Here is a 13,496-nt window from a genome sequence, read left to right on the forward strand (position 1 = left end):
GTACGTCTAACCACCCGGTGGTTCAGCGGTTGTAACGGTGAGTTGTTGTGGCTCGCCGTTACGATAAATCGTAATGTCTAAGGCTGAACCCGGTTTAGCATTAACCACTTCTCGCATACCTTCCGACGCGGAGCGAACCGGCTTTCCACCGATACGCGTAATAATATCTCCCTGGCGCATACCGGCGACAGCAGCAGGGCTGCCGGGATCAACGGCAGTCACCTGAATACCTTGCTGCGCAAGTTGGTCGCTGGAGTTGGGATCCACACTAATGCCAATCCAGCCCCGAACGACCTTACCTTCGGCGATAAGGGTTTGCATAATTTCGCGGGCATTACTGTATGGCACGGCAAAATAAATGCCTTCGATACCGTCACCAAAGGCGTTATTGAAACGGGCGTTATTAATGCCAATGAGCTCACCAGCGGTATTCACCAGCGCACCGCCTGATGCGCCTTGGTTAATAACGGCATCCATTTGAATTAAGTCGGAGTATGAACTGCGGCTAACGCCCACGCGTCCACCTGTTGCACTGATAATACCCTGGGTAATAGTTTGGCCGATGTTATAGGGGTTACCGATTGCCAATACAATATCTCCGACACGTGGCTGAGGCTTATCGGCGGTCGGTATGACGGGTAGGTTGTCGGCTTCAATTTTCAACACAGCCAGGTCGGTATAGTAGTCGCTGCCAATTAATTGCGCTCCGTATTGACGGCCGTCCTGCAGCGCCACCAATATTTGATCAACGTTGTCAACTACGTGTTGCGCCGTCAGGATATAACCGCGACTATCCATGATGACCCCTGAGCCCAGGCGCCATACACGTGATGTTTGAGGTTGATAGTAAGAACCTTCGATTTCGCCCAGACTGTAGATGTTGACGACGGCTGGTGCGGCGCGATCAACCGCGTAGTTAAAACTTAACGGACCGCTCTCGGGATTCAAAGTATTTTGCTGTGGCGAGATAAGCGGCATCATTAGCACCACAATTGCTGCCACAACAAGCCCCAGTCCGACGGACTGAATCAAAAAGCGAAACATGGACTGGGCTGAACTCATGGTATTATTCCTGCAAAAAAGGTGACATCAGCTTATCACTGCTGTCACCTTTTTGTAAGCGCTTGAAGTTACGTCAAATGATCTTAACCCGGGTTACGCAGGACTAAATATAACGAGCTGCTACCGCGTTGTATATTTAATGCCACGACACCGGTCGTGTCTTCAATGACACTGCGTAAATCGCCCATTGAACTGACTGCCCGGCGATTAACACCACGGATAATATCGCCCTCTTCAAGACCTACCCGAGCCGCTGCTGAACCGTCCTCAAGTTGCGTGATTTCGATGCCCGCAGGGTCACTGGATACAGCTAGTGTAGCGCCTTCCAGAGCCGGGTGTATTGAAGAAGCCGTAACCTCGACATCCTGTGAACCAAGCGTAACGTCAATTTCCATGCTTTCGCCGTCACGGACTACGCCCAGGGTGATTGTTTTGCCTTGTCCCATACTGCTAACAAGAGCACGCAATTCCGAGAAAGAGGCAATAGCCGAACCATTGACCGACAAAATAACATCACCGGATTTGATTCCGGCCTCGTCGGCTGAACCGCCCGGAATCGACTCGGCAACGAACGCACCGTTACTGGCGTCGATATTCAGAGCCTGAGCGATGTCGTGGGTTAAGTCGTGACCACGAATACCCAGTACGCCACGACGAACTTCGCCAAATTCAATTAGCTGAAGTACCAGGTTATTCATCATATCCGAAGGAATAGCAAAACCGATACCAATGTTGCCGCCATTTGGACCCAGGATGGCAGTATTAATACCGATCAACTGACCATCCAGGGTGACCAATGCGCCGCCTGAATTACCGCTGTTAATGGCTGCATCCGTTTGGATAAAGTTTTCTAACTCTTCAATACCCAGACCACTGCGTCCGAGCGCGCTGACAATGCCCGAGGTAACGGTTTGACCCAGCCCGAACGGGTTGCCAATCGCTACCACAAAATCACCAACGCGCAGATCAGACGACTGACCAATCTCGATATCAGTCAGGTTTTCACCATTCTTAATCTTAATTAATGCAATATCTGAGCGCTCGTCAGTGCCGATGACCTCGGCGTCAAACTCGCGCCCATCTTTTAATGTAACTAAAATTTCTGTGGCGTCGTCGATGACATGGTTATTGGTAACCACATAACCTTTTTCTGCATCAATAATGACACCGGAGCCCAAACCTTGAAAGGGGCGTTCACGTACTTGCTCGCGCGGGGCGTTGGGGCCGAAGAAAAAGCGCAACGCATCTGGCATTCGCTGACGTACTTCACGCTTGCCTTTAACCGAAATATTAACCACAGCCGGGGTCACTTCTTCCAGCATTGGAGCCAGGGTAGGAGTGTCATCACTGTTGCCGAAAAACGGAATGCTCACCTGTGCATTGGTTGCAGTACTGGTCAATACGAATAGGGAAGCAGCAAAAAGAGTCAACAATTTGTTCATATTACTTTTTTCTCCAAGTAACAGGGGATTACAACTTGCAGGTTCAGACTGTTAACTCTTTATATGAGTTCACCTTAAAAATGTTTCAAGATGTTTTTGAGCTATTATCCTCGTCCTGGCCCTTGTCGCTCTCAAAAAGCCCACTGCGCTGTTCGGTGTAATCACGCGGCGCCTGCTGCGAGGCGTCGTCAGTTTGCCCTGAACGGTAATCTTTATTCACGGTGTTGGCCACTCGCAGCTGCCGTAAAGTATCTTCGGAAAAAAACGGTAAGTCGTCCTGACCACCGTTTTGTTGCAGTAAGTCGGCGCTTTGTTGTAGGTAGTTGTGCAGTTTGTCCTGTGTGTCAGCAAGCTGCTCGACTAGTGCATTAGCTGTTGCGAAGTGCTCAGCAACTTCACGTTTGTAGTCTGCTAATTGCTTCTGGCTTTGTTCAACCTGACTTTCTAAATCACCTGAGGTGCCGCCGGACAGCCAAAATTTAGCCACAAAAAAGCCGAGTATTGCACCCGCTATTACTAACAGCACACCAATAATCCAACTCATTACTCACTCCTGAATGGTGACTTAACCACAACCGCATCGTATCAATAGCGGCTGATTGCTCAAACTTAGCATCATGATAAACTATCTGCACGTTTATGGGTAATCCGATCTGAGGGTAACAGGTAGTGACAACGCGTGGCTTAAGTCCCCAACAGCAGTATGAAAAAGACCTGCAACAAGCGGGTTTTAGTTATGACGAGGCGCAAGCGCATGCGGTTGAGCAATTAGAAACCCTCTACCAGCAACTCGTTGTATATCAACGTCAGTTGCAGCAGCCATTCTGGAAGCGGCTGTTTAGTTCAACGCCGAAGCCACCGAAAGGTTTGTATTTTTGGGGTGGTGTCGGTCGCGGTAAAACCTATCTGGTGGATACGTTTTTTGAGGCGTTGCCGCTTGAACACAAGTGGCGAGTGCATTTTCACCGTTTTATGCACCGCGTTCACGGCGAATTGAAAACCCTGAAAGACCAGTCAGACCCGCTAGAGATCATCGCTGAGCGGATCGCCAGGCAAGCGCAGATTATCTGTTTTGATGAATTTTTCGTGCAGGATATTACCGATGCTATGTTGCTGGGTAAGCTGTTTGAGTATTTATTTGAACGCAACGTGGTGCTGGTGGCAACGTCTAACATTGTACCTGATGATCTGTACAAAAATGGACTGCAACGTGAGCGTTTTATACCGGCGATTGAGCGGATTAAAGAAAATTGTCGTGTGATTAACGTCGATAGTGGTGTTGATTATCGCTTGCGCACCTTAAGTAAAGCCGAAATATTTCATTCGCCACTCGACCAACAGGCGGATAAAAATTTAATTGAGTATTTCGCGCAACTGGCCCCGGAAAATAAACAAGCCTATGACGAGACCACTATCGATATCCTCGGCAGAGATATTGCTGTGCGTGCTGTCAGTGATGACGTTGTGTTTTTTGATTTTAGTGCCATTTGCAAAACTGCACGGTCACAAAACGACTATATGGAAATCAGTCAACTTTATCATGCCGTTCTTATCAGTAACGTCGAACAGATGGGGCGCGGTAATGACGATATCGCACGGCGGTTTATTGCATTGGTTGATGAGTTTTACGAACGTAAAGTAAAGCTTATTCTGTCAGCAGCTGTGCCCATTGAACAGCTTTATACCGAAGGCCAGTTGAGTTTTGAATTTAAACGCTGTGTCAGTCGCTTACAAGAAATGCAAAGTCAGCAATATTTGGCGGAAGAGCACAAGGCGTAGGTTAAACTTTCTGCAAAAAAGACGTGATCTTTACTGCCATTTTTCCTATAATCCGCGCAGCCCACGTTACAGTCCATTGTGTTAATTTTGATTAGCCAATGGTTGCAGCAAGTAACTTAATGATTTTATTCGTTATTTTACTGTTGTGATTCGCGGGGAAGCCCGGAATTACTGTCCGTGAACTTTTTGATTTAGGTTTTAAACTCATGAAAACATTTGTAGCAAAGCCAGAAACGGTAAAACGCGACTGGTATGTAGTAGACGCAGAAGGTAAAACTTTAGGTCGTTTAGCTACCGAAATCGCTCGTCGCCTGCGCGGCAAGCATAAAGCTGAGTATACTCCGCACGTTGACACTGGCGATTACATCGTTGTTGTTAACGCCGAGAAAGTTGCCGTAACCGGTAATAAAGCTCAGGACAAGATGTACTACTCGCACACTGGATTTCCGGGTGGTATCAAATCAATCAGCTTTGAAAAGCTGATTGCTAAGAAACCAGAAATGGTCATTCAGAAAGCGGTTAAAGGTATGTTGCCTCGTGGACCACTAGGCCGTGCCATGTTCCGTAAACTGAAAGTGTACGCAGGTGCTGAGCATAACCATACTGCTCAACAACCGAAACAACTGGATATTTAACGGAGCAAGAATACTATGGCAGATAATCAATACTACGGTACTGGTCGCCGCAAAAACTCAACGGCTCGCGTTTTCTTGCGTCCGGGTAGCGGCAACATCCAAATCAATAACCGTGAACTAGGCGAATACTTTGGTCGTGAAACTGCACAAATGGTTGTTCGTCAACCACTTGAGTTAGTTGAGATGACTGAGAAATTCGACCTGTACATCACTGTAAGTGGTGGTGGTACTACCGGTCAGGCGGGCGCAATCCGTCACGGTATCACCCGTGCATTAATGCAGTATGACGAAGCATTCCGTGGCGCTCTGCGTAAAGAAGGCTACGTTACACGTGACGCACGTCAGGTTGAACGTAAGAAAATCGGCTTACACAAAGCACGTAAGCGTCCACAGTTCTCGAAGCGTTAATTCCTGCTTCCAAACTGTACCAAAAACCCGGCATCGCCGGGTTTTTTTATGGCTATCCGTCGCCGGGCCGATCACACCGTTGCCTTTTTGATGTAACGCTACCCCGTCAGTCGGGGGACGCCACAAGTACGTCCCTGTAGGCTTGTTTCCGGCCATCCATGGCCTCCAACACCCCCGCCTGACGGGGTAGCGTCACACCAAGCGGCACCGGTGTGACCGCACCACCAAACGCTGATAACTTTACACCAAAGGCATCGACAATTTTCGTTAGTATGATTAATGTACAAAAGTTTTAATGGGGTATGAGCTTTGCGTAACGAAGCGCCTGCAACAGGGAAACGCTATTTGGTCTCGAGGGGGTCTGGGGCAGGAATGTGGGAGGGCATGGATGCCCGGACACAAGCCACACGGACGTGCTTGGAGCGGTTCCTGACCCAGACCCCCTCGAGGCCGAATAAAAGCGTTTTCCTGTTGCAGGTGCTTCGTTGCGCTTAACGCAATCTATAAACAACGGCGTGCCCCGCCTTTTGTCTTGTAAATTTTGTGGGTTTTCTTTATCATTCTAAGGCATTTTTTGTAATCCGTATGGCGGATAACGCAGCAGCTAATTCCCGACTTCGCGGCGATGCACCGCGGAGCGTCCAAAACTGGAGAATAAATGGATGAGCAATGCGCCTGTAGATAAAGGCCGCCGTCGTTTTTTGACGGTCGCGACGGGGGTTGTCGGTGGAGCTGGAGCGGTGGCAGTTGCCGTTCCTTTTATTGCTTCCTGGAACCCTAGTGCGAGAGCCAAAAACGCCGGAGCGCCGGTTGAAGTAAACATCGCGAAGGCCGAGCCGGGTCAGATGATCCGTGTTAAATGGCGAGGCAAACCTGTTTGGGTCGTACGTCGTACGCCTGAGATGCTGAAAGAACTTGATGGCATCGCAGACCGCTTACGCGATCCTGATTCGCAAGAACCACAGCAGCCTTCATACGCTGCTAATAAATACCGTGCCATCAAAGAAGAATTCTTTGTTGCCGTCGGTATTTGTACGCACTTAGGTTGTTCGCCGACTTATTATCAAAGCGGTATGGGCGAGCACGTCGAAGGCGTTGCGTCAGGGTTCTTTTGCCCGTGTCATGGCTCCAAGTTCGATATCGCCGGCCGTGTATTCCAAAGCGTACCAGCACCATTGAACCTGGTGGTTCCGCCTCATTACTACGTAGATGACAACACCATCTTAGTTGGCGAAGAGAAGGGGCAAGCGTAATGGCTAACAAATTTATACAGTGGATGGACGAACGCATCCCGATGACCAAGACGTGGAATATCCACCTTGCTCAGTATCCTGCGCCGAAAAACTTCAACATGTGGTACATCTTTGGTGTGCTGGCGATGTTGGTGTTAGTAAACCAAATCCTGACAGGTGTTTGGCTTACCATGAACTACGTGCCAAGTGCTGAAGGCGCCTTTGCATCGGTAGAATACATCATGCGTGACGTTGAGTACGGTTGGTTACTCCGTTACATGCATTCCACCGGGGCGTCTGCGTTCTTCGTGGTGGTTTATCTGCACATGTTCCGCGGGATGATGTATGGCTCTTACCAGAAACCACGGGAGCTACTGTGGTTGTTCGGTATGTTTATCTTCCTGGTACTGATGGCAGAAGCCTTCATGGGTTACCTGTTGCCTTGGGGACAAATGTCTTACTGGGGTGCTCAGGTTATTATCTCCCTGTTCGGTGCGATTCCTGTTATTGGCGACGATCTGACGCTGTGGATTCGTGGTGACTATGTTATCTCGGGAGCGACTCTGAACCGCTTCTTCGCTCTACACGTTATTGCATTGCCGTTGGTTCTGGTTATTTTGGTATTTCTGCACATTATTGCGTTGCATGAGGTTGGTTCTAACAACCCTGATGGTGTCGCGATTAAAAAACCAAAAGGCTCGGTGCCGGACGAAGAAAAACCTAAATTTAAGTTCCACGAACGGTTTACCAAGAAGTACGACATCGTCGACGCGATTCCTTTCTATCCTTACTACATCGTTAAGGACCTGATCGGTATTGGTATCTTCCTGTTCTTCTTCTGCTACGTGATTTTCTTTAATCCGGAGATGGGCGGGTTCTTCCTTGAGCCGCCGAACTTTGAACCAGCGAATCCGTTGAAGACACCGGAGCTTATTGCACCTGTATGGTACTTCACGCCGTTCTATGCAATTCTGCGTGCGGTTCCGGACAAGCTGCTGGGCGTTATCCTGATGTTCGCGGCTATCGTGTTGCTTGCGTTACTACCATGGATTGACCGCGGCAAGGTACGTTCGATTCGTTATCGTTCGATGTTCCACAAATTGAACCTGGTTAACTTTGTGATCAGTTTTGTGGTGCTGGGATACTTAGGTACTCAACCAGCGACGCCGGTGGCAACGTTGTTTGCGCAAATCTTCACATTCCTGTATTTCGCGTTCTTTGTGTTCCTGTTCTTTTACAGTCGACGCGAGAAAACGAAACCGGTACCAGAAAGGGTGACGTCATAATGAAAAAACTGTTAATCGCTCTTATCACCTTGATTCCGTCGCTAACGTTTGCGGCGGGACCAACTGTACCGTTAGACGAAGCAAAAGTAGATTTGCACGATAAGGCTTCGCTTCAACGCGGTGCGCAGTTGTACATGAACTATTGCCTGGGCTGCCACTCACTGGAATATGCGCGTTATAACCGTATGTTTAGTGATTTGGAAATCCCGCAAGAGTTAGGCGAAAAGTATTTGCAGTTTACCGGAGACAAAGCGGGTGACTTGATCACTATTAATATGTCGCCGGAGGCTGCAGGCAACTGGTTTGGTAATCCACCACCGGATTTGACTAACGTCGCACGTGTGCGTGGCGAAGATTGGATCTACACCTATCTACGTTCGTTCTATAAAGATGATAGTCGTCCGTTTGGCGTTAATAATGCCGTTTTCCCTAACGTCGGTATGCCGCACGTGTTGGAAGAATTGCAGGGTATGCCGGAGCAGACTTACGAAGAACGCCGTATTGATGGTGAAATGAAAGAAGTGTACGCCGGCATACAGGCTGACGGCACGGGTCGATTAACTGAAAGCGAATACGATCAAGCGATGCTCGATCTGACTTCGTTCTTAGTTTATATGGGTGAACCGATGTTACTGGAGCAACGCCGTATGGGTTGGTTTGCTTTTGGTTTCCTATTGGTATTCACCATTTTAGCTTGGCTGTTGAAGAAAGAGTTCTGGCGAGATCTTAAGTAATTCGGCACGTTGAGTAATGGTTTATAAGGGTGGCTTGCCACCCTTTTGCCGTTGATATTATCTGGAGAAATAAATGGCGGTTGCAGCAAATAAACGTTCAGTGATGACGTTGTATTCAGGTCGGGACGACTTGAAAAGTCACCAAGTTCGCTTAGTTTTAGCAGAAAAAGGCGTGACAGTAGAAATTAGTTACGTTGAAGGAGACGAACGTCCCGAAGATTTGATTCAACTGAATCCATACTCCGATGCGACGCCGACGTTAGTTGATCGTGAATTGGTGCTTTACGATGCACATATCATCATGGAATATCTGGATGAGCGTTTCCCGCACCCGCCACTGATGCCAGTTTATCCGGTAGCGCGTGGAACAAGCCGTTTAATGATGCATCGTATCGAGCGTGACTGGTATTCGTTGGCCGATAAGATACTCGCAGGCGATAATGCTGCACGGCAGGAGCTAAAAGAGGGGTTATTATCTTTGGCACCTATTTTTGCTGATTCGCCGTACTTTATGAGCGAAGAGTTCAGCTTGGTTGACTGCTACTTAGCACCGCTGTTATGGCGTCTGCCGGCTTACGGTATTCAATTAGACGGTCAGGGTTCTAAGGATATCAAAGCCTATATGATCCGTGTTTTCGAGCGTAAAACATTCCAGGAATCGTTAACCGAAGCCGAGAAAGAATTGGCACGCTAAAACACTAATCGAGGTGATGATGAAAGTATCAGAAATGACACCTAAGAGGCCCTATTTACTTAGAGCGCTTTATGATTGGATCGTTGATAACCAGCTCACGCCTCATCTAGTTGTGGATGCAACCATTGTAGGTACCAAAGTACCTCAGCAGTTTGTCAAAGATGGTCAGATAACGCTTAACATCTCGCCATCGGCTGTTGTTGGCTTGCAGTTGTTGGATGATGCGATTCGCTTCAATGCACGCTTTAGTGGCCAGCCGATGGAAGTTATCGTGCCGATGACTGCTGCACTGGCGTTGTTTGCTCGCGAGAATGGTGCCGGCGCAATGTTTGAGGCTGAGCCGCAACTCGACAAAATGCCAGTCGACGAGACTCCTGAAGAGTCATCAGGCGGCACAGGCCAGAGCGAAGAAAAAACCAAGTCAAAAAGACCCAATCTAAAAGTCATTAAATAGCATAAGGCGCCATTTAACGTGGCGCTTTAAATGCCTTAACTACGCGGCTCACGCCTTTAACATTGCGGGCAATGTTTACAGCGATTTCGGCAGACTCGCGGCCGACGATTCCCAATAAAAACACTTCACTGTTTTCGGTGACAACTTTTATGTCGCTGGCACTGACCTGTTCGTTAGCAGCGAGTTTGAGCTTAACCTGACTGGTAATCCAGGCGTCGTTGCTTTGCACCGACAGTCCAGCTTGCGAACTAACCCGAACTTGATTAAAAATGCGTTCAATACCGTTAGTATCTGCGATAACTTCTTCTGCTCGTTGGCGCATGCCATCATTAGGAACCTGGCCAATTAATAAAACTTGTTGGTCATAACTGACAACGCGTAAACGGTAGTCACCAAGTTGTTCATCATTGCCTAATTTTGCATTGGCTTTCATTTCAATAGTTTGGTCATCTAACTGGCTACCGATAGTTCTGGGGTCAGTAACAGAGCTGATACCAACGGCTGCTGCGCCGGTTGCTACGACCGCGCAGCTGTTTAGCATAACCAACGCTGCAACCGCCATGAAGCCTGTCTTTAAAGGTTTAGTTAGCCACTTTGTCATCAGTCGTGCTCCTGTGGAAAAATTGTTTGTTCTATAAGTTCGCAAAGGCAATGACAGATCAGTAATTGATGCTCTAGTACGCGTGCAGGGTTTTGTGACGGTATTTGTATTTCTATATCGTCAGCGCCCAACAGACCCGACACCAGTTCATTATTCTGCCCGGTTAAGGCAACAATAATCATCTCGCGGCTTAGTGCTACTTCCATAGTTTCGAGCAGTGCCTTATCGTCGCCTTCTGCTGCTGCTATAACCACTAAAATATCATTGCGCTGACCCAAAGAGGCCACCTGCTGGTGACCATAGTTTTGCAGTGGGATAACCGGAAAAGCCGGCCGTTCCAAACGCATCCCGCTGTTCATCTGCTCGGCAAAGTGACGACTAATCCAGCGGCACGATGCATTCCCCTGAACGAACAGCCGCTGTCCGTTAAGCAGGCTGTTGACGAGTAAGCCGACCGTATCCTCAAGCATATCGGAAAGGCTTTCAACGGCAGAAATCTGCGTCTGTATGCTCTCGGTAAAAACTGTTTTCACTTGTTCTGACTGCATGATTAAAAAGCATCCTTGAGCCAATAAAGGTCCGCATTCGGCCCTGTTATCGTAATTACATCAAATCGTAATCTAAGTTGATGTTGGTTTAGACCGTGTTGTAATAAATAGTGCTGCGCGGTAAAGCGAATTCTTGTTGTCTGTGCAGGGCTGATTCGCTCCAGTGCATCAATATAGCTTCCTTCACTGCGGAACTTAACTTCAACGAATATAAACATTGCCGGGGACGTCGCGACAATATCGATCTCTCCGCCGTCAATACGAAAATTACGCGCGGCAATACGCAAACCATTTTCGACCAGGAAGGCTGCAGCTCTTTCCTCGCCTCGGTTGCCTTTGGCTTTTTTGGACATAGTTACTCGATAGCTTGAACGGTCTCTCGAGTAAAGGTAGCCCAATCTAACGTGCGTTGAACTCGCCCGAAGGGTACCTGAAGTGTGCCACTAACACCACGGTAGTGAACCCCCGGGAAGCGTATTAATGCCATTAAATGATTTAGTAGTGGAATGCTGTCGTAGCCCATCGCAAATAGTCGTGCTTCGTTGAGGTTGGCGTCTGAACGCAAGTTAAGCCATTGCGCAACGGTTTCACTGTCGTCGTTTTTGTTTAACAGTCCCGGTGTTTCGGTAAAAACTACGCCCTGTAAATCGGCATCGCCCAAGCGATTAGCACGTTGATGCACATCGGAATTGGCATAGACCGTTAGCGGTGGCGCAAAGGGTGACAAATTCACGTCGATAAATGGCTTAAGCAGTCTGACCTGTGCGAGGTTGCCGGGTAAATAAACTGCGTCGAGGTCGGCACGACTGCGCTCTTGCTCATCGACAATTATTTTACCGGCGGCGATTTTTACTTCTCTAATACGTTGTTTACTAGCTTCGATACCCAGCTTTTGTTCGACCACGGCTTGCATCTGGTCACGGCTTTGGTACCAACCCAGCTCGGCGGGCTGTTGATTTAATAACTCGCGTTGCTGCTGAAAAGCTTCCACCACACGCTCGCTACCGCGGCTGCTGGCAGCTAAAATTAGCGGTGTCAATTTACTCTGCCGGGTTAAGTAGCGGGCCGATTGTCGCGCTTCATCCTCAGGTGCCAGTGCAAACTCGATCAGTTCAGCACCGATGATCGAGGAAGGGAGCACCGTGGTTTCGTTGAGCAATAAATGATAAACCCCCGGTAACGGCTGATTTTTCCATTGCTCTACCTGCGATTTTAATAACGGTCCAACGATGTGTGTTGCTCCCGCCTCAATAACGGCAGATTGCTGCTCAGCGAGCGGAGTCGTTTGGGTGTCTATAAAGCTTACGGACAAATCGTTTTTGCTGGCCGCTGCCAGCAATCCATCGCGCACTGCAATGCCTTGTTTAGCGTAATCGCCGGTTAAAGGTAGCAGCGCTACTACATGATTAGCGTCTTGCCAGGGCTGTTGTAGCCAGGTTGCTACCATGTCAGCCGCCAGATGCTCCGGGTAACTCGACTGCCATTGTCGCAAAGACTCCGCTAACAGCGTTGGCTTACTCGCATGCTGGTGGAACAGCTTAGCTAACCGCCACCAGCCAGCTAGTTGATTTGCTAACGGTCGTGTGGCCGGCAGTTCGTCAGCCCGGGCCTGTCGTAAATAGGCCCAGATGGCTGTCCGACTCTGCTTCGGAGAAGCGCCACCATTATACTGCTCGGCTTCTATTTGTGCCTTGCTGGCCTGCCAATACTGTTCTAATGCGGCATGACTCTTGGCGAGTATCGAAAGACCCTGTAAGCGTCGTTCCCGGGTCTGAAAATATTGTACTTGCGGCTCAAGTTCACTAATAGCCGTTTGCCACTGTTGCTGGTATGCAAACCACCGCGCCTGCATCAATTTGAAGCGCGCGAAGTCCTGGCGAGTCAGCTGCACTGTCTCAATTTGACTAAGAATTGCTGCAGCGTGTTGCCACTGTTGCTGTTGTTGAAAGGCCTCGGCGGCGTTTAACAGGGAGCGCAGTTGGTCGGTGTTTGAGTCCGCTGCAGCAGCTTGTTGCAACCAGTCGCCCGCGGTTCTGTCAGATGTCTGAATGCTGTCTTCAACAGAGGCTGGTAGCTGCTGCTCTGGTGTTGGTTGCTCAGCGCGCTCAACGCTGGAGCATTTTGTCAGCAGAGGAACGCATAATACGGCCAGCGTTAACCGCATAATTTGGGTTGTTAATTTAGCCGTCACGGGATTGTCCTCTGCCAAAGTTTTAACCGGAATGATACTATAATGCTTAGGTTGATTGAAACAAACAAAGGCATCCATGTCCGCACAGCAGAGTGTAAAAGAAGCGCAAAACAATCCCGGCACCCTTTATGTTGTGCCAACACCTATCGGTAATTTAAGCGATATGACCGAGCGTGGCATACGAACACTGCTTGAAGTGGACTATGTGGCTGCCGAAGACACTCGCCATAGTAAGCCGTTGTTACAACAGGTTGGTTCTAAAGCTCGGCTTATTGCTTTACACGAACACAACGAAAAGCAAAAGACCGCAGCGGTCATGGAATTATTAAGCAACGGACTCAATGTTGCACTGATCAGTGATGCCGGCACACCATTAATTAGTGACCCCGGCTTATTTATTGTCAGCCGTTGTCGGCAGCAGGGGTTACCG

Annotated in this window: 15 protein-coding genes and 1 pseudogene; 9 read left to right on the top strand and 7 right to left on the bottom strand. The window is 48.7% G+C overall.

What is annotated here, in order from left to right:
- Positions 1 to 6: 6 nt before the first annotated feature.
- The 3 genes from KZ771_RS13160 to KZ771_RS13170 form a co-directional block, all read right to left on the bottom strand.
- The gene (locus tag KZ771_RS13160) at positions 7 to 1,062 is read right to left on the bottom strand and encodes a trypsin-like peptidase domain-containing protein (protein ID WP_290653879.1); all 1,056 of its coding nucleotides are present in this window, start codon (positions 1,060 to 1,062) and stop codon (positions 7 to 9) included.
- 83 nt (positions 1,063 to 1,145) lie between these two features.
- Positions 1,146 to 2,504 carry a DegQ family serine endoprotease gene (locus KZ771_RS13165; protein WP_290653880.1) on the bottom strand — a complete coding sequence of 453 codons (1,359 nt, stop codon included), beginning with the start codon at positions 2,502 to 2,504 and terminating at the stop codon, positions 1,146 to 1,148.
- An 85-nt stretch (positions 2,505 to 2,589) separates the two neighbouring features.
- Positions 2,590 to 3,048, bottom strand: a complete 459-nt coding sequence (locus KZ771_RS13170; RefSeq protein ID WP_290653881.1) for a YhcB family protein — start codon at positions 3,046 to 3,048, stop codon at positions 2,590 to 2,592.
- Positions 3,049 to 3,173: 125 nt separating this feature from the next.
- Here KZ771_RS13170 and zapE point away from each other — a divergent pair, with 125 nt between their 5' ends.
- The 8 genes from zapE to KZ771_RS13210 all read left to right on the top strand — a co-directional run bounded on the left by zapE (position 3,174) and on the right by KZ771_RS13210 (position 9,726).
- Entirely contained in the window at positions 3,174 to 4,283 is a 1,110-nt protein-coding gene (zapE, locus tag KZ771_RS13175; protein ID WP_290653882.1) for a cell division protein ZapE, read from the top strand.
- Between the two features lie 206 nt (positions 4,284 to 4,489).
- On the top strand, positions 4,490 to 4,918 hold the full coding sequence (gene rplM, locus KZ771_RS13180; RefSeq protein WP_133539738.1) for a 50S ribosomal protein L13: 429 nt from the start codon (positions 4,490 to 4,492) through the stop codon (positions 4,916 to 4,918).
- Between the two features lie 15 nt (positions 4,919 to 4,933).
- Positions 4,934 to 5,326 (top strand): 30S ribosomal protein S9, encoded by a 393-nt coding sequence (rpsI, locus tag KZ771_RS13185; RefSeq protein WP_290570749.1) that lies wholly within the window; start codon positions 4,934 to 4,936, stop codon positions 5,324 to 5,326.
- A 662-nt stretch (positions 5,327 to 5,988) separates the two neighbouring features.
- Positions 5,989 to 6,579 (top strand): ubiquinol-cytochrome c reductase iron-sulfur subunit, encoded by a 591-nt coding sequence (petA, locus tag KZ771_RS13190; RefSeq protein WP_133539734.1) that lies wholly within the window; start codon positions 5,989 to 5,991, stop codon positions 6,577 to 6,579.
- Positions 6,579 to 7,844, top strand: a complete 1,266-nt coding sequence (locus KZ771_RS13195; protein ID WP_290653883.1) for a cytochrome bc complex cytochrome b subunit — start codon at positions 6,579 to 6,581, stop codon at positions 7,842 to 7,844. The genes petA and KZ771_RS13195 overlap by 1 nt, the downstream gene beginning before the upstream one ends.
- Positions 7,844 to 8,578, top strand: coding sequence for a cytochrome c1 (locus KZ771_RS13200; protein WP_290653884.1), 735 nt, complete (start codon positions 7,844 to 7,846; stop codon positions 8,576 to 8,578). The genes KZ771_RS13195 and KZ771_RS13200 overlap by 1 nt, the downstream gene beginning before the upstream one ends.
- Before the next feature lie 73 nt (positions 8,579 to 8,651).
- On the top strand, positions 8,652 to 9,272 hold the full coding sequence (sspA, locus tag KZ771_RS13205; RefSeq protein WP_133539729.1) for a stringent starvation protein SspA: 621 nt from the start codon (positions 8,652 to 8,654) through the stop codon (positions 9,270 to 9,272).
- Between the two features lie 19 nt (positions 9,273 to 9,291).
- Positions 9,292 to 9,726, top strand: coding sequence for a ClpXP protease specificity-enhancing factor (locus KZ771_RS13210; protein WP_290654862.1), 435 nt, complete (start codon positions 9,292 to 9,294; stop codon positions 9,724 to 9,726).
- A 13-nt stretch (positions 9,727 to 9,739) separates the two neighbouring features.
- Here the strand turns inward: KZ771_RS13210 and dolP are convergent, their stop codons facing one another.
- The 4 genes from dolP to KZ771_RS13230 are packed head-to-tail and all read right to left on the bottom strand — an operon-like array spanning position 9,740 to position 13,066.
- Entirely contained in the window at positions 9,740 to 10,327 is a 588-nt protein-coding gene (dolP, locus tag KZ771_RS13215) for a division/outer membrane stress-associated lipid-binding lipoprotein (RefSeq protein ID WP_290570738.1), read from the bottom strand.
- Complete coding sequence (locus KZ771_RS13220; RefSeq protein ID WP_133539727.1) at positions 10,327 to 10,875, bottom strand: SIS domain-containing protein; 549 nt, start codon at positions 10,873 to 10,875, stop codon at positions 10,327 to 10,329. Before KZ771_RS13220 ends, dolP begins: the two co-directional genes overlap by 1 nt.
- 2 nt (positions 10,876 to 10,877) lie before the next feature.
- A complete protein-coding gene (locus tag KZ771_RS13225) occupies positions 10,878 to 11,228 on the bottom strand; it encodes a YraN family protein (RefSeq protein ID WP_290653885.1) in 351 nt (116 codons plus the stop codon).
- A gap of 2 nt (positions 11,229 to 11,230) precedes the next feature.
- A complete protein-coding gene (locus KZ771_RS13230) occupies positions 11,231 to 13,066 on the bottom strand; it encodes a penicillin-binding protein activator (protein ID WP_290653886.1) in 1,836 nt (611 codons plus the stop codon).
- 76 nt (positions 13,067 to 13,142) lie between these two features.
- Here KZ771_RS13230 and KZ771_RS13235 point away from each other — a divergent pair.
- Positions 13,143 to 13,490, top strand: a pseudogene (locus KZ771_RS13235) (SAM-dependent methyltransferase); the annotation flags it as partial.
- Positions 13,491 to 13,496: the final 6 nt, after the last annotated feature.

The organism is Idiomarina sp. (assembly GCF_019431395.1).
GTDB lineage: Bacteria > Pseudomonadota > Gammaproteobacteria > Enterobacterales > Alteromonadaceae > Idiomarina.